The organism is Streptomyces sp. NPDC003248 (assembly GCF_055563235.1).
This window is the reverse complement of the sequence record NZ_JBVHDT010000015.1, coordinates 161,735-184,782: the sequence shown is the minus strand read 5'-3', so window position 1 is coordinate 184,782 and position 23,048 is coordinate 161,735. Positions and strand designations below refer to the sequence as shown.

19 protein-coding genes and 2 pseudogenes are annotated in these 23,048 nt (G+C 74.7%); 10 read left to right on the top strand and 11 right to left on the bottom strand.

The genetic code is table 11. From position 1 onward, the window contains the following. The 3 genes and pseudogenes from ACZ3KJ_RS29155 to ACZ3KJ_RS29145 all read left to right on the top strand — a co-directional run. Positions 1-552: pseudogene (locus ACZ3KJ_RS29155) on the top strand (glucose-6-phosphate isomerase); the annotation flags it as partial. A gap of 1 nt (position 553) precedes the next feature. Next, complete coding sequence (gnd, locus tag ACZ3KJ_RS29150; protein ID WP_467531312.1) at positions 554-1,438, top strand: phosphogluconate dehydrogenase (NAD(+)-dependent, decarboxylating); 885 nt, start codon at positions 554-556, stop codon at positions 1,436-1,438. A 95-nt stretch (positions 1,439-1,533) separates the two neighbouring features. Further along, the gene (locus ACZ3KJ_RS29145; protein WP_467531310.1) at positions 1,534-2,967 is read left to right on the top strand and encodes a pentapeptide repeat-containing protein; all 1,434 of its coding nucleotides are present in this window, start codon (positions 1,534-1,536) and stop codon (positions 2,965-2,967) included. 48 nt (positions 2,968-3,015) lie between these two features. Here ACZ3KJ_RS29145 and ACZ3KJ_RS29140 read toward each other — a convergent pair whose 3' ends face one another. Continuing rightward, positions 3,016-3,903, bottom strand: a complete 888-nt coding sequence (locus ACZ3KJ_RS29140) for a shikimate dehydrogenase (RefSeq protein WP_467531309.1) — start codon at positions 3,901-3,903, stop codon at positions 3,016-3,018. A gap of 173 nt (positions 3,904-4,076) precedes the next feature. Between ACZ3KJ_RS29140 and ACZ3KJ_RS29135 the strand changes: the two genes are divergently transcribed. Together ACZ3KJ_RS29135 and ACZ3KJ_RS29130 are read left to right on the top strand one after the other, a co-directional pair. Continuing rightward, a complete protein-coding gene (locus ACZ3KJ_RS29135; protein WP_389514470.1) occupies positions 4,077-4,742 on the top strand; it encodes a TetR/AcrR family transcriptional regulator in 666 nt (221 codons plus the stop codon). A 197-nt stretch (positions 4,743-4,939) separates the two neighbouring features. Beyond that, positions 4,940-6,295, top strand: coding sequence for an MFS transporter (locus ACZ3KJ_RS29130; protein WP_467531307.1), 1,356 nt, complete (start codon positions 4,940-4,942; stop codon positions 6,293-6,295). A gap of 329 nt (positions 6,296-6,624) precedes the next feature. On the opposite strand, the gene ACZ3KJ_RS29125 is transcribed toward ACZ3KJ_RS29130, so the two are convergent. Beyond that, positions 6,625-7,074: a PPOX class F420-dependent oxidoreductase gene (locus tag ACZ3KJ_RS29125; RefSeq protein ID WP_467531306.1), complete on the bottom strand. Its 450-nt coding sequence runs from the start codon at positions 7,072-7,074 to the stop codon at positions 6,625-6,627. 139 nt (positions 7,075-7,213) lie between these two features. Here ACZ3KJ_RS29125 and ACZ3KJ_RS29120 point away from each other — a divergent pair, with 139 nt between their 5' ends. Genes ACZ3KJ_RS29120 through ACZ3KJ_RS29110 form a run of 3 tightly spaced genes read left to right on the top strand, consistent with a single transcriptional unit; the run spans position 7,214 to position 10,609 of the window. Continuing rightward, positions 7,214-7,807 (top strand): TetR/AcrR family transcriptional regulator, encoded by a 594-nt coding sequence (locus tag ACZ3KJ_RS29120; RefSeq protein ID WP_467531304.1) that lies wholly within the window; start codon positions 7,214-7,216, stop codon positions 7,805-7,807. Then, entirely contained in the window at positions 7,804-9,321 is a 1,518-nt protein-coding gene (locus ACZ3KJ_RS29115) for an MFS transporter (protein ID WP_467531303.1), read from the top strand. The genes ACZ3KJ_RS29120 and ACZ3KJ_RS29115 overlap by 4 nt, the downstream gene beginning before the upstream one ends. Before the next feature lie 58 nt (positions 9,322-9,379). Next, positions 9,380-10,609 carry a serine hydrolase domain-containing protein gene (locus ACZ3KJ_RS29110; protein ID WP_467531302.1) on the top strand — a complete coding sequence of 410 codons (1,230 nt, stop codon included), beginning with the start codon at positions 9,380-9,382 and terminating at the stop codon, positions 10,607-10,609. A 109-nt stretch (positions 10,610-10,718) separates the two neighbouring features. Here ACZ3KJ_RS29110 and ribA read toward each other — a convergent pair whose 3' ends face one another. Further along, complete coding sequence (gene ribA, locus ACZ3KJ_RS29105) at positions 10,719-11,378, bottom strand: GTP cyclohydrolase II (RefSeq protein WP_389514482.1); 660 nt, start codon at positions 11,376-11,378, stop codon at positions 10,719-10,721. Between the two features lie 42 nt (positions 11,379-11,420). Here ribA and ACZ3KJ_RS29100 point away from each other — a divergent pair. After that, positions 11,421-12,083, top strand: a pseudogene (locus tag ACZ3KJ_RS29100) (creatininase family protein); the annotation flags it as partial. On the opposite strand, the gene ACZ3KJ_RS29095 reads toward ACZ3KJ_RS29100, so the two are convergent. The 5 genes from ACZ3KJ_RS29095 to ACZ3KJ_RS29075 all read right to left on the bottom strand — a co-directional run bounded on the left by ACZ3KJ_RS29095 (position 12,056) and on the right by ACZ3KJ_RS29075 (position 17,782). After that, positions 12,056-13,285, bottom strand: a complete 1,230-nt coding sequence (locus tag ACZ3KJ_RS29095) for a lysylphosphatidylglycerol synthase transmembrane domain-containing protein (protein ID WP_467531299.1) — start codon at positions 13,283-13,285, stop codon at positions 12,056-12,058. The pseudogene ACZ3KJ_RS29100 and the gene ACZ3KJ_RS29095 overlap by 28 nt on opposite strands. Before the next feature lie 503 nt (positions 13,286-13,788). Next, positions 13,789-14,919: a trans-aconitate methyltransferase gene (locus tag ACZ3KJ_RS29090; RefSeq protein WP_467531298.1), complete on the bottom strand. Its 1,131-nt coding sequence runs from the start codon at positions 14,917-14,919 to the stop codon at positions 13,789-13,791. Beyond that, positions 14,916-16,148 (bottom strand): glycosyltransferase family 4 protein, encoded by a 1,233-nt coding sequence (locus ACZ3KJ_RS29085; protein ID WP_467531297.1) that lies wholly within the window; start codon positions 16,146-16,148, stop codon positions 14,916-14,918. Before ACZ3KJ_RS29085 ends, ACZ3KJ_RS29090 begins: the two co-directional genes overlap by 4 nt. Further along, entirely contained in the window at positions 16,145-16,543 is a 399-nt protein-coding gene (locus ACZ3KJ_RS29080; RefSeq protein ID WP_467531295.1) for a 6-pyruvoyl trahydropterin synthase family protein, read from the bottom strand. Before ACZ3KJ_RS29080 ends, ACZ3KJ_RS29085 begins: the two co-directional genes overlap by 4 nt. 255 nt (positions 16,544-16,798) lie before the next feature. Beyond that, positions 16,799-17,782, bottom strand: a complete 984-nt coding sequence (locus ACZ3KJ_RS29075; RefSeq protein WP_467531294.1) for a zinc-dependent alcohol dehydrogenase — start codon at positions 17,780-17,782, stop codon at positions 16,799-16,801. A 105-nt stretch (positions 17,783-17,887) separates the two neighbouring features. On the opposite strand from ACZ3KJ_RS29075, the gene ACZ3KJ_RS29070 reads away from it, so the two are divergent. Continuing rightward, on the top strand, positions 17,888-18,673 hold the full coding sequence (locus tag ACZ3KJ_RS29070; protein WP_467531293.1) for a CDP-alcohol phosphatidyltransferase family protein: 786 nt from the start codon (positions 17,888-17,890) through the stop codon (positions 18,671-18,673). A gap of 375 nt (positions 18,674-19,048) precedes the next feature. Here the strand turns inward: ACZ3KJ_RS29070 and ACZ3KJ_RS29065 are convergent, their stop codons facing one another. From ACZ3KJ_RS29065 to ACZ3KJ_RS29055, 3 genes are read right to left on the bottom strand one after another with little or no spacing between them, the layout of a single operon-like run. Next, complete coding sequence (locus tag ACZ3KJ_RS29065; RefSeq protein ID WP_467531291.1) at positions 19,049-20,803, bottom strand: ABC transporter permease subunit; 1,755 nt, start codon at positions 20,801-20,803, stop codon at positions 19,049-19,051. Positions 20,804-20,806: 3 nt separating this feature from the next. After that, a complete protein-coding gene (locus ACZ3KJ_RS29060) occupies positions 20,807-22,306 on the bottom strand; it encodes an ABC transporter substrate-binding protein (protein WP_467531290.1) in 1,500 nt (499 codons plus the stop codon). A gap of 7 nt (positions 22,307-22,313) precedes the next feature. Further along, positions 22,314-22,832, bottom strand: a complete 519-nt coding sequence (locus ACZ3KJ_RS29055) for a GNAT family N-acetyltransferase (protein WP_467531321.1) — start codon at positions 22,830-22,832, stop codon at positions 22,314-22,316. Between the last annotated feature and the right edge of the window lie 216 nt (positions 22,833-23,048).

Sequence of the window (23,048 nt, the reverse complement as noted above, 5' to 3'; positions counted from 1 at the left end):
GGCCGTCCGGTGGAGTGGCAGACGGGCCCGGTGGTGTGGGGCACGCCGGGCACCAACGGGCAGCACGCCTACTACCAGCTGATCCACCAGGGCACCAAGCTGATCCCGGCCGACTTCATCGGCTTCGCCCGTCCGGTGGACGAGCTGAGCGACGGGCTCAAGGCGCAGCACGACCTGCTGATGGCGAACTTCTTCGCCCAGACCCAGGCCCTCGCCTTCGGCAAGACCCCCGAGGAGGTGCGCGCCGAGGGCGTGCCCGAGGAGCTGGTCGCCCACAAGACCTTCCGCGGCGGCCACCCCACCACCACCGTCCTCGCCACCGAGCTGACCCCCTCGGTCCTCGGCCAGCTCGTCGCCCTCTACGAGCACAAGGTGTTCGTGCAGGGCGCCGTCTGGAACATCAACTCCTTCGACCAGTGGGGCGTCGAACTCGGCAAGGTCCTCGCCAAGCGCCTCGAACCCGCCCTCACCGAGGGCGCGGACGTCCCCGGTCTCGACCCCTCCACCGCCGCCCTCGTGGCCGCCTACCGCGAACTGAAGGAAGTGCACTGACATGCAGCTGGGTCTGATCGGTCTGGGCAAGATGGGCGGCAACATGCGCCAGCGTCTGCGCAACGCCGGCCACACCGTCGTCGGCTACGACCGCAACCCCGACGTGTCCGACGTGAGCAGCCTCGCCGAACTGGTCGAGCGGCTCGAAGCGCCCCGCGCGGTCTGGGTGATGGTCCCGGCCGGCCCCGCCACCCAGTCCGTCGTCGACGAGCTCGGCGGCCTGCTCGCGGCCGGCGACATCGTCGTCGACGGCGGCAACTCCCGCTGGACCGACGACGAGCAGCACGCCGCCGAACTCGGCGCCAAGGGCATCGGCTTCGTCGACGCGGGCGTCTCCGGCGGCGTCTGGGGCCTGGAGAACGGCTACGCCCTGATGGTCGGCGGCGACAAGGAGCACGTCGACCGCCTCCAGCCGGTCTTCGAGGCGCTCAAGCCGGAGGGCCCCTACGGCTACGTCCACGCCGGCAAGGTCGGCGCCGGGCACTTCTCGAAGATGGTCCACAACGGCATCGAGTACGCCATGATGCAGGCCTACGCCGAGGGCTGGGAGCTGCTGGAGAAGGTCGACTCGGTCACCGACGTGCGCGAGGTGTTCCGCTCCTGGCAGGAGGGCACGGTCATCCGTTCCTGGCTGCTGGACCTGGCGGTCAACGCCCTCGACGAGGACGAGCACCTGGACAAGCTCCGCGGCTTCGCCCAGGACTCCGGCGAGGGCCGCTGGACCGTCGAGGCCGCCATCGACAACGCCGTGCCGCTCCCGGCGATCACGGCGTCGCTGTTCGCGCGGTTCGCCTCCCGCCAGGAGGACTCGCCGCAGATGAAGATGATCGCCGCGCTGCGCAACCAGTTCGGCGGCCACGCCGTCGAGTCGGCGAAGGGCGAGTAGCGCCACCGGGGACTCCCTTCCTGGGGGCACCCCGCAGGTCCCTGCGGCAACAGCCGGTTGACACCGGCGAAGAGGGCCCGCCAGAGTCGCGGCTGATGGAGATCAACGATCTGACACCGGCCGAACGGCGCGTCTGGCGGGCCTTCGCCACGGGGGCGACCGTCGACTTCCGCGACGACGGCGACGGCGAACAGGCGCTGCGCGCGGTGGTGTTGCGCGCCCTCCTGCTCAACGGGCCGACGGAACCGGGCGAGGTGGCCGCCCTCAAGGTCAGGGGCGCGTTCGTCACCGGCCCGCTGGACCTGCGGTACGCCACGGTCGCCAGCGTCGTCCACCTCACCCACAGCCGCTTCGACCACGCCCCGGACTTCGTCGGCGCCCAGCTGCGCTACGTCAGCCTGCGCGACTCCGAGATGCCCGGACTGTCGATGACGCGGGCCCGGATCGACGGCAGCGTGCGGCTGACGCGCTGCCGGTTCGGCGGCCATGTGCGTCTGGACGGGGCGCAGATCTCCGGGGCCCTCTTCCTGGAGCGGGCCGAACTCACCGCCGTCGACCCCGGCCTGCCCGTGCTCCACCTCCACCGGATCGGCGTCGACGACGACCTCTGCGCCCGCGGCCTGCGCACGCAGGGGCTGGTCCGGCTCGACGGCGCCACCGTCGCCGGCTCGCTCGACCTGGAGGACGCCGAGCTGAGCAACCCCGGCGCGCACGCGCTGGACGCCGAGTCCCTCGAAGTGGGGGCCAACCTGCTGGGCCGGCGGCTGCGCGCGCGGGGCAGGATCGAACTGCGCGGTGCCCGCATACCCGGCCGGGTGGACCTGCTCCAGGCGTCCCTCTCCCACCCCGGGAACACCGCCCTGCGCGCCAGCAGCTGCTTGATCGGCGAGTTCTGGCTGCGCGGCGGCCCCCAGGTCGAAGGCCGGCTCAACCTGCGGCGCGCCGAGATCAACCAGCTCGACCTGGATCCGGAGATGCTCCCCGAGGAGGTGCGGCTGCTCGACCTCACCTACACCTTCCTCACCCCGCACGAGCCCGCCGAGCGGCGGCTGCCGATGCTGGAGCGCGACGCGGGCGGGTTCGACCCGCACGGCTACGAGCAGCTCACCGCCGCCTACCGCAGGACCGGCGACGACCGGGCGGCCCGGCTGGTGCAGCTCGCCAAGCAGCGCCGCCACCGTTCGACGCTCCCCTGGTACGGGCGGCTGTGGGGCCGGCTCCAGGACGCGGCCGTCGGCTACGGCTTCCGTCCGCTGCGGGCCGCCGGCTGGCTGCTGTCCCTGCTCGCGGTCGGCTCGGTCGCCTTCGCGCTGGAGCCGCCCCGGCCGCTCAAGGCGTCCGAGGCACCCCACTTCCACCCGGTCTTCTACACCCTCGACCTGCTGCTGCCCGTCATCTCCTTCGGCCAGGAGTCCGCGTTCGCCCCGTCCGGCCTCCACCAGACACTGGCGTACGTCCTCGTCGTCACCGGCTGGATCCTGGCGACGACGGTCGTCGCGGGCGTGACGAGGACGGTCAGCCGGCAGTGACCGTCAGCCTTCTCGGGCGGGCGGGCGGCCGTCCGTCGGCGGACCGGCTCACCTGCGGGCCGGGACCGCGCCGGCCAGCTCGGCGATGTCCGCGAGCATCCGGGCGCTGTCGGGCTCCCGGCCGGTGAAGAGGCGGAAGGCGTCCACCGCCTGGAAGACGGCCATGCCGCCGCCGTCGAGGGTGGCGCAGCCCAGGTCCCGCGCGGTGCGCAGCAGCTCGGTCTCCAGGGGCCGGTAGACGACCTCGGCCACCCACAGGCCGGGGCCCAGCAGGTCGGCGGAGAGGGGCAGGCCGGGGTGGGCGGCCATGCCGGTGGGCGTGGCGTGCACCAGGCCGCCGACGCCGTCGGCGTCCGCGAGGAGCCCGGGGAGGCGGTCCGGCGTGGCGGCGGCGGCCCGGTCCGGCCCGAAGTGCCCGTTCAGCGCGTCGGCGAGGGCTGCGGCCCGCTCGGGCAGGGCGTCCACCACGGTCACCCGGCCGGCGCCGAGGGTGAGCGTGGCGTGCGCGACGGCCGCGCCCGCGCCGCCCGCGCCGAGCTGCACCACCCGCTCCAGCGGGGCGTCGGGCAGTCCGCGGGCGAAGGAGGCGGCGAAGCCGGTGACGTCCGTGTTGTGGCCGACGGCCCGGCCGTCGGCCTCGAAGACCACGGTGTTGACCGCGCCCAGCGCCTCCGCCTGCGGCGCGAGGCCGTCGAGGTGCGGGATGACGAGCTGCTTGCACGGGTGGGTGATGTTCAGCCCGTCGAAGCCGAGGTCGCGCGCGGCCCGCACCAGGTCGCCGACCGCCTCCGGCTCCACGCCGACCACGTCGATGTCGATCAGCCGGTACAGGTAGCGCAGCCCCTGCCGCTCGGCCTCCCGCTCGTGCAGCGCCGGGCTGAGCGAGGGACCGATGCCGGAACCGATGAGTCCGACGAGATACGAGTCCTTGGTCACGCGGACCTCCTGAACCGAAAACCGAACCGAGCTCTCCTGAGCGAACCGAGCTCTAATGTACGAACTAGTACGTTAGCTATATCAGCCGAACGGGTCCACGGGAAGACCCCGGCGCCCCGTCCCCCGGCTGCTTCTAGAATCACCGGCACTGGCCCTACGCCCGGAGGAACCCGATGACCAGCGTCGACGAACCGGTACGACCGGGCGGACGGATCCGCGACGCCGCCCGCACCCAGGCGGAGATCCTCGACGTGGCCACCCAGGAGTTCGCCCGGGCCGGGTACGCCGGCGCCCGTGTCGACGACATCGCCGCCCGCACCCGCACCACGAAGCGGATGATCTACTACTACTTCGGCGGCAAGGAGCAGCTCTTCACCGCCGTCCTGGAACGGGCCTACGGCGTGATCCGCGAGGCCGAGCAGGAGCTCGACGTCGAGCACCTCGACCCGGTCGCGGCCATCCGCCGGCTGGCGGAGGTCACCTTCGACCACCATGAGCAGCACCCCGACTTCATCCGCCTGGTCAGCATCGAGAACATCCACGAGGCCGAGCACATCGCCGCCTCCGAGAAGCTGGGCAGGCTCAGTTCCCCCGCGCTCGACGTGATCCGCCGCATCCTGACCGCCGGGCAGGAGTCCGGCCTGTTCACGGCCGACGTCGACGCCGTCGACCTGCACGCGATGATCAGCTCGTTCTGCTTCTTCCGGGTGGCCAACCGGCACACCTTCGGCGCCCTGTTCGGACGGGACCTGGTCGACCCGGCACAGCGCGAGCACTACCGGACCATGCTCGGCGACATGGTGATCGCCTATCTGACGGCGGAGCGGTCCGCGGACTGAACGCGGCGGGCCCCACCTCTTGACACCGGGGAAACACGGGCGCAACATCCCTAGCCAACCGCTATTAACTATCCAGTGCGTTAACAAGCCGGGTCGCACCCGGCCGAGCCGTCCCGACACCCCAGGGATCCGGTCGCCCCCGCCTTCCTCGTTGTCGCCCACTCCGCCTACGGTGGAGTCCCCAGAAGGAGCACGCCGTGTCCGTCCCCGCCGCACCCCACGACGCCGCCCCGCCCGGTCAGCCGAAGAAAGCCGCCACCGCCGCCTGGATCGGCAGCGCCCTGGAGTACTACGACTTCTTCATCTACGGCAGCGCGGCGGCGCTGATCTTCCCGGCGATCTTCTTCGACGAGTCGGACCCGGCCACCGCGACCCTGCTGTCGCTGGCCACCTTCGGCGTCGCCTACGCGGCCCGCCCGGTCGGAGCGCTCTTCCTCGGCCACTTCGGTGACCGCGTGGGCCGCAAGAAGATCATGGTCTTCACGCTCATCCTGATGGGCGTCTCCACGTTCCTCATCGGCTGTCTGCCCACCCGCGACCAGGTCGGCACCCTCGCCCCGGTGCTGCTGGTGCTGTGCCGGGTCCTCCAGGGCATCTCCGCCGCCGGCGAGCAGGCCAGCGCCAACTCCATGACGCTGGAACACGCCCCACCGAACCGGCGCGGGTTCTTCACCAGCTTCACCCTCAGCGGCACGCAGGGCGGCCAGCTCCTGGCCACGCTGGTCTTCCTCCCCGTCGCCGCGCTCCCCGAGGAGCAGCTGATGTCGTGGGGCTGGCGGGTGCCGTTCTGGATGAGCATCGCGGTCGCCGTCGTCGGCTACGTCATCCGCCGCAAGCTGGAGGAGACCCCGGCCTTCGCCCAGCAGGCGGACAGCGAGGGCGTCGCCAAGCTGCCGCTGGCCGTGCTGATGCGCGAGCACTGGGCGGACGTGCTGCGGGTGATCGCGGGCGCGCTCGTCGCGTCGGTCTCCACGATCTTCACCGTGTGGGCGCTGGCGTACGCCACCGGCGACGCGGTCGGGATGAGCCGCTCCTCCATGCTCTGGGTGGGCGCGCTGGCCAACGTGGCCGCGCTCGCCGCGATCCCGCTGTGGGCGTCCCTGTCCGACCGTATCGGCCGGCGCCCGGTCTTCCTGATCGGCGCCGCGGGCAGCGCCGTGGCGATGTTCCTCTACCTGTGGGCGATCTCCACGGGCTCCTACCCGCTGACCCTGGTGCTCGGCATCGTCGCCTTCGGCATCGTCTACAGCGCGGCGAACGGTGTGTGGCCCGCGTTCTACGGCGAGATGTTCGCGACCCGCGTCCGGCTGTCCGGCATGGCGGTCGGCACCCAGATCGGCTTCGCGGTGGCCGGTTTCGCGGTCACGTTCGCCGCGCAGATCGCCGGCCCCGACGGTGACGACTGGACGGCGGTGGCGCTGTTCACGGCGGCCCTGTGCGTGCCGCCGGTGATCGCGGCCCTGTCGGCGCGGGAGACCGCGAAGGTGCCGACCGAGGAGCTGGGCGAGCGCGCCCGCCGGGATGCGGCCGAGCGGGAGACCGTGACGGCCTGAGCCAGGAACCCGCGACCGAGACGGCCCGCGCCGCGAGCGGGCCCGCCCGGACCACCCGAGCCCACCGGGCCGGGTGGTCCGGGCGTTCCGGTGCGGTGACGGGCCGGCGGGGCACGGAATGCCCTGCCGGCCCGGCGGCATGGGACTCCGGGCCGGATCCGGTCCTGGGGACTCCGGGCCGGGTCCGGCTCTGGGGACTCCGGGCCGGGTCCGGAGCATTCGGCGGGGGCGGAGCATCGGACGCCGTGGCGGTCCGGGCCGGGGTGTCCGGGCCCGGCACCCGGCGCCCGGTAGCCGGCGCCGGGCGCCCGGTGGCACGGTCCGGCGCGTCAGGCTCCGTCCGCTCCCTTCGGGATGCCGTACGCCCGCTCCGCGCGCAGCCGGACGACCAGGCGGCGGTCGCGGACCATGGCCGCGCGGTAGTCCTCCCAGTCGGGGTGCTCGCCCAGGACGTCCCGGTAGAGGCGGACGAGTTCCTCGACGGTCTCGTCGTAGGGGTGCTCGGCGACGGGCGAGAGCTCGGCGGTGGCCTCGACGACGGTGTAGGCGCGGCGGTCGGCGGCGGACACGTGGTACGACGCCCGCGGGTCCCGGCGGAGGTTGCGGGTCTTGGCGCGGTCGTCCGTGACGGAGATCCGCACCACGCCCTCGTCCGGGTCGTAGTGGTGGGTGACGTTCGACAGCTGGGGGCGGCCGTCGCGCTTGAGGGTGACCAGTACGCCGTCGCGGCCCTCGGAGAGCAGCGCCAGCAGGGCGTGCTGCCTGGTGTCCTGAGTCATGTCCGGAACAACCGGCGGACGCCCCGCCGGCATTCCCTCCGCCCCTCCGCCCCTGCGCGCCTCAGGCCGCGAGGCCCGGTCCTCCGCATCCCCGTCAGATCAGTAGACAGTGTCTACGAAATCTTGGTAGACACTGTCCATGAGCGATGACGTGGGGAAGCCCGGCCCGGATCTGCGGGTCCGGCTCGTGGACGTGGGGGTGGAGCTGGTCGCCCGCGAGGGTGCCGGGGCGCTGACGCTGCGGGAGATCGCGCGGCGGGCCGGTGTCTCGCACGGGGCGCCGCGCCGCTACTTCCCCACGCACCTGGAGCTGTTGTCGGCCATCGCCCGCCGGGGCTTCACCGAGCTGGCCGGACGGGTGACGACCACCCTCGGCGACGGGACCGCCCCGGCGCGTCAGCAGGTCGGCGACCTGGGGATCGCCTACCTGCGGTTCGCCCTGGACAACCCCGGCATGTACGAGCTGATGTTCCGGCACGACCTGTTGCGCAGCGGCCATCTGCGGCTGCGGGACACCAGCCTGCCGCTGTTCGGCGTGCTGGTGGACCTGGTCGGGCGGGTCCGCCCCGCCGCCGACGCCCGCGCCGTCGCGGGCGCGCTCTGGGCCAACCTGCACGGCATCGCCCAGTTGTGGCGCTGGGGCAGTCTCCAGCTCGCCACCGGAACCGACGACTTCGCACCGCTGCTGCGGACCGCTCTCGACGCTCACCTGGGGCCGGAGGCCGGCCGGTGAACCGTCGTGCGGTCCTGGCGGGCAGTGTGGCGGGGGCCGTGGTGGTCGCCCTGGACGGCACCGTCCTCACGGTCGCCCAGCCCACCCTCCGGCGCGACCTCGGCGCCTCCGTCGCCCAGGTCCAGTGGACCGGCACCGGCTATCTCGTGGCCGTGGCGAGCCTGCTGGTGTTCGCCGGGCGGCTCGGCGACCGGTGCGGACACCGGCGCACGTTCGCGGTCGGTATGCTCGGCTTCGGCGCGGCCTCCGCGGGCATCGCGGTGGCGCCCGGCGTGAACTGGGTGATCGCCCTGCGCGTCGTACAGGGTCTGTTCGGGGCCCTGTTGCAGCCGGCGACCCTCGCCATGCTGCGGACGGCGTACCCGGCGGACGGGCTGCGGCGGCCGATCGCGGTGCGGACGGCCGCGATCGGCCTGGCGGCCGCCGCCGGGCCGGTGGTGGGCGGGGCGCTGACGACCGGGTTCGGCTGGCGGGCCGTGTTCCTGCTGAACGTCGTGCCCTGTCTGGTGTTCGGGGGTCTCGCCCTCGCCCCGGGGAGCCGGCCGCGGCGGCCGCTGGCGGACACGCGGCCCGCCGTGGCCCTGGACGTGCCCGGGGCGCTGCTGCTCGCGGTGGCGCTGGCGTGTCTGGTGCACACCCTGGTCGCGCCGCTCGCCGTGACCGCCGCACCCGGCGCCGCGGTGGCCGCGGTGGCCGTCCTGGCCGGCGCGGCCTTCGTGACGCACGAGCGCCGCACCGCCTCCCCGCTGGTGCCCCCGGACGTCATCGGCGTCCCCGCGGTGGGCGGGGCGCTCGCCCTGCTGGTCACCGCGTCGGCGGCCCTCAACGGCGCGCTCTTCGCCTGTGTCTACGTCCTCCAGGACGGCCTGGGGCTCACCCCGCTGCGCACCGCCCTGCTCAGCCTGCCGCTGGCCGCGCTGCTGATCGCCGCGGCGCCGGCCTCCGCGGTCCTGCTGCGCCGGGCCGGCGCGGCCCTCACGGTCGCCGGGGCGGTGGCCGTCCTCGGCTCCGGTCTCCTCGTCCTCGCGGCAGCGTCCGGGCCGGGCGGCTTCTGTCTCGGGTTCGCGCTGGTGGGGGCGGGTTTCGGCACGGTGATGACGGCGGCCGGCCATGTCGTCGTACGGCAGGCGCCCGCCCGGTCGGCCGGGGTGGCGGGCGGGTTGCAGCAGACGGCGATGAACGTCGGACCGGTGCTCGGTGTGGCGTCCGCGACCGTGCTCATGGGCCAGGCCGGGCCCCGGACCCCGCTCGTCGCGCTGGCCGTGGCCGCCGTGGCGGCGGTCCCCGTCTGCCGGCTGCTCCCGGGCCGGTCGCGTCCCGGCCCCGACGCCCTTCCGGCGGTCCTCCCGGCGGTCCAACCGGCGATCCGTCCGGCGGACCTCCCGGCGGTCCGTCCGGCACGCCGACCGGCAGGCCCTCCCCCGGAACCTGCCGGTCGGAGCGACACGGAGCACACCTCTCACGGCGTCGGAAAAGACCTTTTCCCGCCGTCCCTGCGCGACCATGAGGTCTGAGGTCGTTCCGGCGGGGTATGCCGGACCGCACCTCGAACGAACGTACCGGAGGAGAGCGATGGCACAGCTGCGACAAGAGGTCGACCCGAGCGAGGTCGGGCTGGACGCGAAGGCCCTGGACCGCCTCGACCAGCACGTCGCCCACCTGGTCGACGAGGGGCGGCTGCCCGGCTTCCTCGTGGCCGTCGCCCGCGGTGGCCGTGTCGCGCACCTGACCACCCACGGCCACCGCGACATCGCCGCCGGGCTGCCCGTCACCCCGGACACGATGTGGCGGATCTACTCGATGACCAAGCCGTTCACCTCCGTCGCCGCGCTGATGCTGGTGGAGGAGGGCCGGCTCTCCCTCGACGACCCCGTCGCCGCCCACCTCCCGGCCTTCGCCGACCAGCGCGTCCATGTCTCCGGCTCCGGCGCCGACATGACGACCCGCCCGGTGGAACAGCCGGTCCTCGTGCGACATCTGATGACCCACACGGCGGGTCTGACCTTCGCCTTCTACCACTGCCACCCCGTGGACGCCCTCTACCGCGAGGCGGGCCTGGAGTCGGCGGTGCTGCCGGGCTCGGACCTGGCCGAGACCGTCGAGGCGTACGCGCGTCTGCCGCTCCAGTTCGAGCCGGGCACGCAGTGGAACTACTCGGTCGCCACCAACGTCCTCGGCCGGATCATCGAGGTCGTCTCCGGACAGCCCCTCGACGCGTTCCTCACCGAGCGGATCTTCCGCCCGCTCGGCCTGCCGGACGCGGGCTTCCAGGTCGACGGCGAACAGGCGGGCCGGCTGGCCGAGCTGTACGGGGACACCGACGACGGCGGCCTGGAGCCGATCCCCGGGCTGCCGCTGTCCGGACGGCCCCGGTTCCTGTCCGGCAGCGGCGGGATGGTCGCGACCGCGTACGACATCCACCGGTTCGCGGAACTGCTGCGCCGCCGCGGCGAACTCGACGGCACCCGTCTGCTCAGGCCGGACACGGTGGACCTGATGACCCGCAACCACCTGCCGGGCGGCGCCGACCTGCGTACCGTCGGCAGCCGCCCGGCGCACGACGAGCCCGGCAACGACGGCGTCGGCTTCGGCCTCGGCGTCTCCGTGGTGATCGACCCGGAGCGCACCCAGGCGCCGTCCGGGCTCGGCACCTACGGCTGGAGCGGGGTGGCCACGACGACGTTCTGGGTCGACCCGAGCCGCGACCTGACCGTGCAGTTCCTGACACAGGTGAGGCCGAGGAGGTCGCTGAAGCTGTACCCCGACCTCAAGCGCCTGGTCCACGAGGCGGTCACGGACTGACGGAGGCCGGGGTCGTCCCGGCCGGCCCGCGGCGGCACCGAGGCACCGAGGACGCCGGGTTGCGGCCGCGGCGCCGGGCGATGGCCGGGGGCGGCGGCCCGGCGGGGCCTCAGGACCAGTGGGCCACCGCGTCCAGGTGGGGCAGGTGGTGGTCCAGCCGCTCCCGCTTGGTGCGCAGGTACGTGATGTTGTTCTCGCACGGCGGGATCAGCAGCGGCACCTGCTCGGCGACCTCGACGCCGTTGTCCACCAGCGCCTCGCGCTTGCGCGGGTTGTTCGACATCAGACGGACGGAGCGCACCCCCAGGTCCTTCAGGATCCCGGCGGCCACTCCGTAGTCGCGGGCGTCCACGGGCAGTCCGAGGGCGAGGTTCGCCTCGACGGTGTCCAGGCCCTCCGCCTGAAGGGCCATCGCCCGCAGCTTGCCGAGCAGTCCGATACCGCGCCCTTCGTGCCCGCGCAGGTAGACCACGATGCCGCGCCCCTCGGCGACGACGGCCCGGAGCGCCGCGTCCAGTTGGTCGCCGCACTCGCAGTGCTGGGAGCCGAACGCGTCGCCGGTGAGGCACTCCGAGTGCAGCCTCGTCAGCACGTCCTCGGTGCCGATCTGGCCGTACACCAGGGCCACCTGCTCGTCACCGCGGTCGTGGTCGAGGTAGCCGACCGCCTGGAAATTCCCGTACACCGTGGGCAGCGGCGCATTCACCACACGCTCCACACCGCTGCGCTGCGGGGACTTCTTGCCGAGGACGCCGATTTTTTCTGTCATGATCTGGTTCCTGGTTTCTGAGCGGAGACGAAAGGCCGGGAAATGATGAGTGGTTCGGGAATACGGACGGACGTATACGGGCCGCTGCCGGCGGACACCACGGAGGACGTGCGCGCCCGCGGCGCGGGCCGCACGACGCAGGTGGCGGTCCTGCCCGTCGGCAGCTTCGAACAGCACGGCCCGTACCTGCCGTTGGCCACGGACACGCTCGTCGCGTGCGCCATCGCCCGGGAGATCGCCGCCGCGTACCCGGTGCACCTGCTGCCGCCGGTGACCATCGCCTGCTCGCACGAGCACGCGGCCTGGCCGGGAACCGTCAGCATCTCCTCCGTGACCCTTCACTCGGTGGTACGGGACATCGCGGCGTCGCTGCGCCGCTCGGGCGTCGAGGCCCTGGTACTGGTCAACGGGCACGGCGGGAACTACGTCCTGGGCAACGCGGTCCAGGAGTCGTCCGCCCGCGGCGAGCGGATGGCGCTCTTCCCGGCCCCGGAGGACTGGGAGGCAGCGCGGGAGCGGTCCGGGGTGTCGACCTCGTTGCTCACCGACATGCACGCCGGGGAGATCGAGACCTCGATCCTGCTGCACGCTCATCCGGAACTCGTCCGGCCCGGTTACGAGTCCGCCGATCTCACCGCGGACGACCGTCGCCATCTGCTCACGCTGGGAATGTCCGCCTATACCGATTCAGGCGTCATCGGCCGTCCTTCCCTGGGGTCCGCGGAAAAGGGGAAGGAACTCCTGGCGAGCTTGGCGGATTCCTTCGGCGCGTATTTCTCGATAGTGACGGAACCGGCCGGGACCGCCGATCCGGACGCAATCGAAACCGAAGCCGGAGCCGGTGCCAGTGCCGGTGCCAGTGCCGGAGCCGGTGCGGGTGCCGGTGCGGGTGCCGGAGCCGGCAGCGTGGCCGAAGCGGGAATCGGAGCCGCCGGGACCGGAGCCGCGGGGGGCGAGCGCGGGTAGTGCCCGTCGGGCGCGTGGCCGGGTCCGGCGTCCGCCACGGCGCTCCCGGCCGCGCACGCGCCCGTGCCCGCCGTCGAACCGGCCGCCGCCGTCCCGCTCCGCAGGCCCTCGTACCAGCGCACGACGAGGACGACGGCGCCCGGCAGCGCGGCCGCGAAGCTCAGCACCCCGTACACGACGGCGACCGCCAGTCCGGTCTGCGCGGCGAGTCCGGCCGCGCCGAACGCCCAGGCGGTGACGCCCTCCCGGGGGCCGAAGCCGCCGACGTTCAACGGCAGGCTCATCGCGAGCAGGGCGAGGACCGCGAGCGGCAGCACCGTCAGGACGGGCGCGGTGCTGCCGGCGACCCGGGCGGCCACGACGAACGTCGCGACGTGCCCGGTGAGGACGACCACGGACGACAGGGCGACACCGGGCCCGTTGCGCCGGGACAGCAGCCCCTCGCGCGCCTCCGCCAGCGCCGCCCGCGCCCGCCCGCCGCGCCGCCCCGCCGGGGAGTTCATCCGCACGGCGAGGACGACGGCGAGCGCGCCCACCGCGCCGAGCGCGGCGAGCGGCGCGACGTGCCGTACGTCGGCCCTGACCGGGGACGGCAGCACCAGCAGGACCGTCACTCCCCCGGCGGCCAGCACGAGCTGCCCCGCCGTGCGCTCCAGCGCCACGGCCCGCACCCCGCGGCCCAGGTCACCGGCGCTCCGCCCGTGCCGTACCGCGCGGTGCACGTCACCGAGGATGCCGCCGGGCAGGGCCGCGTTCAGGAAGAGCGAACGGTAGTAGTCGGCGACGGCCGGCCCGAGCGGCAGCCGGATGCGCAGACCGCGCGCCACCAGCGCCCACCGCCACGCGCTGAACACGGTGGTGACCGCCCCGATGCCCAGGGCCGCCAGCAGCGTGGCCAGGTCGATCCGGCGCACCCCCTCCAGGAAGACGCCGGTACCCATCCGCCACACCAGCACGGCGAGGACGGCGACTCCGGCGAGCGTCCCGAAGTGCGCGCGCAGAGCCCGGACGACCCGTCCGCCCCGCGAGCGCCCCGCGGCGCCCGGGGTGCCCGGGGCGCCGGTACCGGTCCGGGTAGCCGTGGCACAGGGTCCGGTGGCGCAGGGCTCGGTGGCCGCGGCACGGACTCCGGTGGCTGTGCCACGGACTCCGGTGGCCGCGGCACGGGGTCCCGCGTCGGTTCCGGTGCCGGCGCCTCCACCGGGACCGGTCCCAGGTCCGGCGTACGGTCCGGCGGGCGGTCCCGTCGGGACCGCGTCCACCGCCTCCTCGGCCCGGGCCGGGCACGTGGTGGTGCCGGTGCCGGCCGGGCTCGTGCCGTGCCGGCGGCGGGCGGGCGGCGGCGCGCCCTCGGGGCGTGCCACGGACGGCGCCGTGCACGTCAGGGCGCCCACGGTGTCCGCGGTGTGCACGGTGTCCGCGGTGTGCACGGTGTCCGCGCCCATCACGCGCCGCCCGTCGGCCGCGCGAGGGCGAGCAGGTCGCTGTGGTGGACGGTGACGCGCAGTTCGCCGGCCGCGCAGGCGGCGAGCCGGGCGGTGAGGTAGGCCCGGGCGCGGTCGGCGAGGCCGGGACGCTGTTCGACGGCCGCGCCGACCCAGCCGCGCAGCCACTGCTCGGTGAGGGCGGCCTCGTCGGGGCCGAGCCGCCAGGCGCTGGGGTGCACCTTGACGGTGGCACCGTGCTCGGCGAACGCCTCGCAGGCGACGGTGACCGCGTCGGGGCCGAGGAGTCCGCCGCGCCGCTGGTGCTCGTTGAAGGCGGCGGCGATCTCGTCGTCCAGGGGGTCGTGCGGGGTCAGTTCGACGCGGCCGGCGACCGACAGGGTCAGCAGGGCGGGGCAGCCGGCACCCGCGCAGGCCGCGGCGAGGGTCTCGACCTCGTCGCGGGTGAGGACGTCGAGCAGTGCCGAGGCGGTGACCAGCGAGGCGCCGACCAGGGCGTCCGGGGTGAGCCGGGCGACGTCGCCGCGGCGCGTCTCGACGGTGACGCGGCTGCCGTCGGCGGCGGCGCGCGGGGAGGCGACGGCCGCGAAGTGCAGCAGGTAGGGGTCGCGGTCGTGGAGGATCCAGTGCTGGGCGCCGTCGAGGCGGGGCGCCAGCCAGCGTCCCATGGAGCCGGTGCCGCAGCCCAGGTCGTGGACGGCGAGTCCGCCGCAGCGGCCGGGCAGGTTGGCGAGCCGGATCCGCAGCGGGTCCAGCAGGTCCACCGACCGCGCGGCGGCGTCGGCGGGCTCGCGCAACTGGAGCCATTCGGGGGCGTAGCGGGGCGGCTCGTCGGCGTCGTCGTCCCCGCGCAGCCGTACGGTGGGCCGCTCGCCGGGGCGGGCCACGGGCCCGGCGCCCTCGATGACGGCAGACGGGCCGGCGCCCTCGCCCACAGCCGACGAGCCGGCATCCTCGACGACAGCCGACGGCCCAGAGCCCTTCCCCACGGCCGGGGGCCCGGCGTCCCGGGTGTCGTTCCTCGGGCCGGTGTCGTTCCTCGGGCCGGTGTCGTTCCTCGGGCCGGGCTGGGCCGGGATGTGTCCCACCACGCGCGCCACGTCCGCCGGGGTCGCCGTCGTCTTCCTCATGCCGCCCTCCGGGGTTCGCCGGGAAGCCGGCCGAGGACGCCGGCCAGGCTCTGGGCGGTGGACGCCCAGCCGTTGAGGGCCGCCCGGCGGCCGCGTGCGGCGGCCTTCAGCCGGCGCCGTACGTCGGCCTCGCCGAACCAGCCGCGCAGTTCGGCCGCGAGGGCGGCCGGGTCCTCCGGCGGGACGAGGATGCCGGGGACACCGCCGTCGGGGGCGCGGCCGACCGCCTCGGGCAGCCCGCCGACGTCCGTCGCGAGGACGGGGATGCCGCGCGCGAGGGCCTCGGTGACCGCCATGCCGTAGGTCTCGGCGTAGGAGGTGAGGACCATCAGGTCGGCGTCGGCGTAGGCGGCGTCGAGTGCGGCGCCGGTCTTGGGGCCCGCCAGCTCCAGCCGGTCCTGGAGGCCGTAGCGCTCGATGAGCGCGCGCAGACGGGCGACGTACGCGGGGTCCTGCCCGAGACCGCCGACGCACACGCAGCTCCACGGCAGGTCGGTCACCGCGGCCAGGGCCTCCACCAGCCGGTGCTGGCCCTTGCGCGGGGTGACGGAGGCCACGCACAGCAGACGGGAGACGCCGTCGGTGCCGGAGGCGAGCGGGGCGATGTCGGCGCCGGGGGCGGCGACGTGGACCGTCTGCGGGGCGAGGCCGTGGTGGGAGACGAGGCGGCGGACCGCCCAGTCGCTGGTGGCGATCACGGCGGGGACGGCGCGCAGCACTTCGCGTTCCCTGGCGTCGAGTTCGGCCGCCACCTCGGGGGCGAGGCCCCGCTCGTCGCCCAGCGGGAGGTGGACGAGGACGGCGAGCCGCAGGCGCTGCGCCTCGGGCACGACGACCTCGGGGACGCCGCAGGCGACGAGCCCGTCCATGAGGACCACGGTGCCGTCGGGCAACGCGGCCAGGGTGCGGGCGAGTTCGGTGCGGGCGGCGGCCCGGGGGCGGGGCCACTCACCGGTCACGAGGTGCTTGTGGACCTGCCAGCCGAAGCCGGGCAGGTCCAGGCAGACACGCCGGTCGTAGGCGTTGCCGCCGCTGGGGTTCGCCGGGTCGTCGACGCCGCCCGGCATGACGAAGTGCACGGAACGCAGGGACATGGGGATGATCCCGCCGATCTGGGGGACCGCCGCCCGTGCGGGCGCGGTCTGCGCGGGCACGTACGCGAGCGGGGTCTGAGTCTGCGGCACGGTCTGCACGGTCTGCACGGCTTTCTCCAGGGTCACGTCGGTCACAGGGCACGCTCGTAACTCGCCCAGGCGACGTGCGACTCGTGCAGGGTGACGGAGAGGGAGGCGATGCCCCGGGCGCCCTCGCCGAGCGCGCCCTGGTGGATCCGCTCGGCGAGCCGGTCGGCGATCACCCGGGCGAGGAACTCGGTGGAGGTGTTGATCCCGGCGAAGTCGGGCTCGTTGTCCAGGTTCCGGTAGTTCAGCTCGCCGGTCACGGCGCCGAGTTCCCGGGTGGCCAGTCCGATGTCGACGACGATGTTGTCGTCGTCCAGCTGCTCGCGACGGAAGGTGGCGTCCACCAGGAACGTCGCTCCGTGCAGGCGCTGCGCGGGTCCGAAGACCTCGCCGCGGAAGCTGTGGGCGACCATGATGTGATCGCGGACGGTGACACTGAACAACGGACGACCCTCCAGGTGCGGCGCGTCTGGTCCCCCGGCCGTCTGCCGCCGGAGGATGCCGTGTAGTACGGCTCTTCGCTTCCCCGTGTTCAGACGGCTCGCACTCTTTTCTCAGGTCAGGCGCTCCACCGCGGGGAGGGTGACCGGTTCGCGGGCCACGGGACGGTGGCCGGGTCAGTGGGCCGCAGGGACGGTGGCCGGTCAGTGGGCCGCGAGGACGGTGACCGGTCAGTGGGCCACGGGGACCGCGACCGGTCAGTGGGTCTCGGGCGCGTACCGGACGCGATGGCAGAGCGCGGGCAGCTCACCGGAGGTCAGCTTCGGCATCACCTCGGGGAGTTCCTCGAACGCGCTCTCCCCGGTGACGAGGGCGTCGAGCGCCGGATCGGCGAGCAGGTCGAGGGCGAGGGCGAGCCGGTCGGCGTACGTGCGGTGGGCGCGGGCCGGGGAGACGGTGCCGACCTGGCTGCCGCGGATGACCAGGCGCCGGGAGTGGAAGGCCTCGCCGAGCGGCAGGGAGACCCGCCGGTCGCCGTACCAGCTCAGTTCGACGACGGTGCCCTCGGCGGTGAGGAGTTCCAGGGAGCGGGCGAGTCCCTGCTCGGTGGCGCTGGCGTGCACGACGAGGTCGCAGCCGCCCGACGCCTCCTCGGGGCCGGCGAATCCGACGCCGAGCGCCGCGGCGACCTCCGCCCGCGCCGGGTCGGCGTCGACCAGCTGCACCCGTACGCCGGGGAAGCGGGCGAGCAGCGCGGCGACCGAGCAGCCGACCATGCCGCCGCCGACCACCGCGATCCGGTCGCCGACCAGCGGTGCCGCGTCCCACAGGGCGTTGACGGCGGTCTCCACCGTGCCGGCCAGGACGGCCCGTCCGGCGGGCACGGCGTCCGGGACGACCGTCACGGCGGAGGCCGGGACGACGAAGCGGGTCTGGTGCGGGAAGAGGGAGAACACCGTACGGCCGGCCAGCGCGTCCGGGCCCTCCTCCACGACGCCGACGTTGAGGTAGCCGTACTTCACCGGCGCCGGGAAGTCGCCCTCCTGGAACGGCGCGCGCATCGCCGTGTGCTGGCTGACGGGCACTCCGCCGCGGAAGACGAGGGTCTCCGTGCCGCGGCTGATGCCGGAGTACAGCGAGCGGACGACGACCTCGTCGCCGGCGGGGTCCGGCAGGGTGACGTCGCGGATCTCGCCGTGACCGGGCGCACCGATCCAGAACGCACGTGCGGCGCGGTTCATCGGCCTCCTCCTGAACGATCGGGGAACTGCTCACGTACCGAGGTGCACAGGCCGCGCACAGTACGCGGCACTGATCGACTCTGTCACCAGGCCGGAGGATGTGCGGTGGCCCTGAACGACTTTCACGACGCTCACGACGCGAGGCCGGTCCAGCAGGAGACCGCTGTGGGAGCGGGCGTGCAGATCCTGGTGCTGGCCCTGCTCGGCACGGCGATCGGCATGGGGCCGGCGGGCTGGGTGACCGGGCTCGTCTTCGCCGTCGCCCTGTGGGCGGTGCTCGCGCGGGCGCTGCACCGCTCCGGGCTGCGGTCCTTCGGTCCGGCCAACCGGGTCACCCTCGGCCGGGCCACCCTGGTCGGCGGGGTGACGGCGCTGGTCGCGGACTCCTTCGCGAGCGCGCCGCCGGTCTCGCTGCTGGTCGGCCTGACGGCGGTGGCGCTGCTGCTCGACGGTGTCGACGGCAAGGTCGCCCGCCGCACGGGCACGTCGACGGCGCTGGGCGCGCGCTTCGACATGGAGGTGGACGCGTTCCTGATCCTGGTGCTCAGCGTGTACGTGTCGACGGCGCTGGGCCCGTGGGTCCTGCTGATCGGCTCCATGCGGTACGCCTTCGTCGCGGCGGCCCGTGTCGCCCCCTGGCTGAACGCGCCGCTGCGGCCCAGCACCGCCCGCAAGACGGTCGCCGCGCTCCAGGGCGTCTGCCTGCTCGTCGCGGGCGCGGACCTGCTGCCGTACGCGGCGAACGCCGGCGTCGTGCTGTTCGCCCTGGCCCTGCTGGTGTGGTCCTTCGGCCGGGACGTCCTGTGGCTGTGGCGGACCTCGCGGACCGGAACGCGGCCGGCGCCGGTGGCACCGGTGCCGGCACTGGAGCTGGAGCTGGCGGGCCGCTGACCCTGACTCCGGGGCGGGACGAGCGGGTTCAGGAACGGCGGTCGGCTCGGCTGCCGACCCCGGGACAGGCGGGCTCGGGGACGGCGGTCGGCACGGCTACCGGCCCCAGGACAGGCGGGTTCAGGGACTGCGGTCGGCACGGCCACCGGCCCCGGGACGGGCAGGTTCAGGGAACGGCCCTCGGCTTGGCCGCCGGCCGGGACGGTCCGTCCGCCGGTCCGCCGGTCCGCCGCCCGCCGGACCAGCCGCCGGTCCGCCCACCGGTCCGCCCGGCATCTGAGCCGCCAGCTCAGCCGCCAGCTCAGCCGCCGGCTGGGCCGCCGGTCGGGCCGTACGCTGCCATGGCCGCCCCGGCCGCCCCGGCCACCACGGGCGTCACGGCCGCCACGGCCCCTTCCGGACCGCCGGCCGCGGGGACCCCCACCGCCCGGCGCCCGCCGCGGAGACGGCGAGGGCGCCGAGCAGGGCGAGGACGGCGGCCGGGGCCAGGACGGCCCAGGGGGCGCGTTCGGCGTAGGGCTGGTTCTCGGAGAGCAGCAGGCCCCACTCGGGGGAGGGCGGCTGGGCGCCGAGGCCGAGGAAGCCGAGGGAGGCCAGGGCGAGGGCGACGCCGGGCAGCCGCACCAGGGCGTGGCGGGTGACGGGCGGGAGGACGGCGGGCAGCAGTTCGTTCCTGAGCAGGTACCAGGGGCCGGCGCCCAGCGCGCGGGTCGCGGTGAGGTGGACGGTGGCGCGTTCCTGCCGCAGCAGCGCGGAGGTGTGCGCGGCGAGCGGCGCCCAGGCCACGACGGCGACGGCGACGACGGGCGTGGCGGTGCCGCTGCCGAGGACGGCGGTGACGAGGAGGGCGGCGAGGACGGGCGGAACGGCGTTGACGGTGTCCACGAGCGGGCCGGACAGCCGGGGCAGGCATCCGAGCAGCACCCCGGCGGCCAGGGCGGTCGCGCTGATGGCGAGGGCGAGCAGCAGGGTGTCGAGGGCGCCGTGCGCGACCCGGGCGAGCACGTCCCGGCCGAGCGCGTCGGTCCCGAAGGGGTGCGCGGTGGACGGCGGGCGCAGGCGGGCGCCGGTGTCGAGGGCGAGCGGGTCGCGGGGCAGGCCGAGGGCGATCACCGCGCACAGCAGGAAGGCGTGGACGCAGGGGGCGATGGTGCGGGCGGGCGGCGTGGGCCGGTGCAGCGTGTGCAGGGCGCCGTCGCGCAGGGCGGGGCCGATGAGGCGGCGGGCCGTGAGGCGGGCGGCGCCCGTGGCGACGGCGGCGAGCGCGACGAGGAGGAGGGTGCCGGCCTGGAGGACGGGCAGGTCCTGGGCGATCGCGGCCTGGAGGGTGGTGCGGCCCAGGCCGGGGATGTCGTAGATCTGCTCGACGGCGACGGAGCTGCCGGTGAGTCCGACGACGAACAGCCCCAGGTTGGGCAGCAGTCCGGGCACGCAGCGCCGCAGCGCCTGGCGGGCGACGCGGCGGCCGGTGAGTCCGCGGGCGGCGGCGGCCCGCGCCCAGGGTTCGGCGAACGCGCCGGGCAGCTGGTCGTCGAGGAGCCGCCCGAGGACCGCGCCCGCGGGCAGCCCGAGGGCGAGCGCGGGCAGCACGATCCACTGGGGGCCGTACCAGCCGAGCGCGGGCAACCAGCCCAGGTGCACACCGACGACGGTGGCGAGGACGGAGGCGGTGAGGAACTCGGGCAGCGCGGCGAGCACGGCCGAGCCCGAACCGCCGGCGGGCCGGTCGCCCAGGCGTCGGCGGGCGCCGAGGTACAGGGTGCGGGCGCACACGGCGGCGGCCGTGCCGGCGGCGACGACGAGCGCGACCGCCATCAGCAGCAGGGAGACGCCGAGGGCTTGGAGGACGGCGGGCGCGACCTCGGTGCCGGAGAGCCACGACCGTCCGGCGTCCCCGCGCGGCAGCCTGGCGAGCCACTGCCCGAGCAGGTGCAGGGGGCCGTCGTCCAGGCCGAGTCCGGCCCGGATGTCGGCGAGCACCTCCGGCGTCGGATCACGGTCGGCGGACCGGGACTTGAGGACGGTGAGCGCCGGGTCGGTGTGCGAGAGCCACGGCAGCAGCCCGGTCCCGCACACCAGCAGCGCGGCCAGTCCGGCACGCCACAGCAGCGCGCCCACCCTGCGACCCATGGATCAGCGCCGTGTCCCGGTGCCGACGAGGGTGCGCTCGTAGGGGTCGAGCGGCACGCCGTCGACGGAGGCCGCGACGCCGGTGACGACCCGCTGGTGGACCAGGGGTACGACGGCGTCGGTGCCGAGGATCGCGGCCTCGGCGGCCATGGCGGCGTCCTGCCGCCCGTCGGTGTCGGCCACCGCCTGGGCCTCGGCGACGGCCCGGTCGACTCCCTTGTCGCACAGCAGGGCGAGGTTGTAGCCGCCGTCGCAGGTGAAGTCGCTCGCGAGGAGGGAGACGGGGTCACCGGTGTCGAGGAGGCTGTTGCGGGCGCCGATGAAGGCGTCGAACCGTCCGGCCAGCGCGTCGCTCTCCAGCCGCGCGTACTCGCGCACCTCCAGTGTCACCTCGAACCCGGCCTTCTCCAGCTGCTGCTCCACCACCTGGGCGACCTCGGGGAGTTCGGGCCGGTTGTCGTAGGTGGCGAGGGTGATCGAGGCGCCGTCGGGCTTCCCGGCCCTCGCCCGCCCGGTGGGCTGGACGCGCTTGCCGTCGGCCCAGGTGACGGCCGGTCCGTAGATACCGGTGCCGGCGTCGGCGTGTCCCTCGTAGACGCCCTCGGCGAGGGCGGAGGTGTCGAGGGCGGCGCGGGCGGCGGCGCGCAGGGAGGCGTCCTTGAAGGCGCCGGACCCGGTGTTGAGGAGCAGGCTGGTGGTGCGGGTGGTGGCGGTCTCGCGGCGGATGCCGGCGTCGAGGGATGCGGCCTGGGAGACCGGGATCGCCTCGGCGATGTCGACCTCGCCGGTGCGCAGGGCGTTGGCGCGGGCGGTGCCGTCGGAGACGAAGCGGGCGTCGATGCCGGAGGCCTGGGCGCGGCCGCCCCAGTAGTCGTCGAAGCGGTCCAGGCCGGCGCTGGTGGTGCCGTCGACCTCGGTGAGTTCGAAGGGCCCGGTGGCGGTGCCGACCGGATCGACGGCGTCCTTCTTCTCGTACGCCTTCGGGGAGAGGACGGCGAGGCTCGGGCTGGACAGGCGCAGCGGCAGGACGGGGTCGGGCGCGCCGGTCGTGATCCGGACGCCGGTGCCGCCCTCCGCCGTCGCGGTGAGGGTGACGCCGGAGAGGGCGGCCGGGGCGGGCTCGGCCTCGGTGGCGTGGGTGAGGGCGGCGGCGACCGCCGCCGGGGTGACGTCCGTGCCGTCCTGGAACTCGGCCTCCCGCAGGGTGAACAGCCAGGTCCGGTCGTCCTCGCGGCGCCAGGAGGAGGCGAGCGCGGGGGTGGCGGCGCCGTTGGCGTCCAGGGCGGTCAGGCCCTCGGTGACACCGAGACGGCTGAGGAGGGTGGCGTCGGCGCCGTACGGGGAGAGGTTCTCGGCGGGCGGGAAGGCGAGGGCGACCCGCAGCCGCGAGCCGTTCTCGGCGTCGGCCGTCCCGCCGCTGTCGCCGCCGGAGGCGAAGCAGCCGGCGAGCAGCGGGGTCAGCAGGAGGGCGGGAAGGAGCCGCGGACGGCGGAGGAAGGGCATGGGGGGCTTACCGGCCTATGAGGTGGGGGGAGACGGCGGAGGGGAGGAAGGCGTCGAGCGGGACGTCGAAGTGCACGACCCCGATCCCCTGCCCGCCGCCGGGATCGTCGCGCTCGTCGTGCACGACGGTGCCGACCGACCGCCAGAACCCCTCGGCGCCCTCCACGGCGGGGTCGGTGTGCAGGTACACGGCCCGGTATCCGCCGTCCGCGACGGCGAACGCGAGCAGTTCGGCGACCAGCCGCCGGGCGATCCCGCGCCGGCGATGGGCGGGGCGGACGTAGATCCGGCGCAGTTGCGCGGTCGCACCGGAAGGGTAACGCTCGGCCACGTGTCGCGGGTTGGGCGGGTGCAGCGGACCCCGCGAGTCCAGCGCCCCGGTCCCGACCACCTCACCGTCCTCGTCGACCGCGACCAGCAGCGTGTGCCGCTCCGGCACCAGGTACGCGGCGGCCGGATCGATGATGTCCCCGTGCCAACGGGGCACGTATCCGGTGCCGAAGTCGTGGTAGACGGTGTCCAGCATGACGGCGCGGGCGGCGTCGAGGTCGTGGGGGCGGGCGGGCCTTACCCGATACTCGCGATACTCATGCACCTGCACATCATATGCATTAAGCCGACTGCCTTGATCACCTCCGTTGCGCCCGCGGATATGACGGTGACCACACCTCGTCTCACCCATGTAAGCGGCCGGCCGGCCACCCGATCGAGTGACGACGCCGTTCGCGGGCGGCCCCGGCCT

Coding starts and splice junctions, on each gene's coding strand:
- ACZ3KJ_RS29095 (WP_467531299.1), bottom strand. CDS start 13,285: ATGGGTACCGGCGTCTTCCTGGAGGGGGTGCGCCGGATCGACCTGGCC.
- ACZ3KJ_RS29065 (WP_467531291.1), bottom strand. CDS start 20,803: ATGGGTCGCAGGGTGGGCGCGCTGCTGTGGCGTGCCGGACTGGCCGCG.
- gnd (WP_467531312.1), top strand. CDS start 554: ATGCAGCTGGGTCTGATCGGTCTGGGCAAGATGGGCGGCAACATGCGC.
- ribA (WP_389514482.1), bottom strand. CDS start 11,378: ATGACAGAAAAAATCGGCGTCCTCGGCAAGAAGTCCCCGCAGCGCAGC.
- ACZ3KJ_RS29125 (WP_467531306.1), bottom strand. CDS start 7,074: ATGACTCAGGACACCAGGCAGCACGCCCTGCTGGCGCTGCTCTCCGAG.
- ACZ3KJ_RS29145 (WP_467531310.1), top strand. CDS start 1,534: ATGGAGATCAACGATCTGACACCGGCCGAACGGCGCGTCTGGCGGGCC.
- ACZ3KJ_RS29060 (WP_467531290.1), bottom strand. CDS start 22,306: ATGCCCTTCCTCCGCCGTCCGCGGCTCCTTCCCGCCCTCCTGCTGACC.
- ACZ3KJ_RS29090 (WP_467531298.1), bottom strand. CDS start 14,919: ATGAGGAAGACGACGGCGACCCCGGCGGACGTGGCGCGCGTGGTGGGA.
- ACZ3KJ_RS29075 (WP_467531294.1), bottom strand. CDS start 17,782: ATGAACCGCGCCGCACGTGCGTTCTGGATCGGTGCGCCCGGTCACGGC.
- ACZ3KJ_RS29055 (WP_467531321.1), bottom strand. CDS start 22,832: ATGCTGGACACCGTCTACCACGACTTCGGCACCGGATACGTGCCCCGT.
- ACZ3KJ_RS29135 (WP_389514470.1), top strand. CDS start 4,077: ATGACCAGCGTCGACGAACCGGTACGACCGGGCGGACGGATCCGCGAC.
- ACZ3KJ_RS29120 (WP_467531304.1), top strand. CDS start 7,214: ATGAGCGATGACGTGGGGAAGCCCGGCCCGGATCTGCGGGTCCGGCTC.
- ACZ3KJ_RS29110 (WP_467531302.1), top strand. CDS start 9,380: ATGGCACAGCTGCGACAAGAGGTCGACCCGAGCGAGGTCGGGCTGGAC.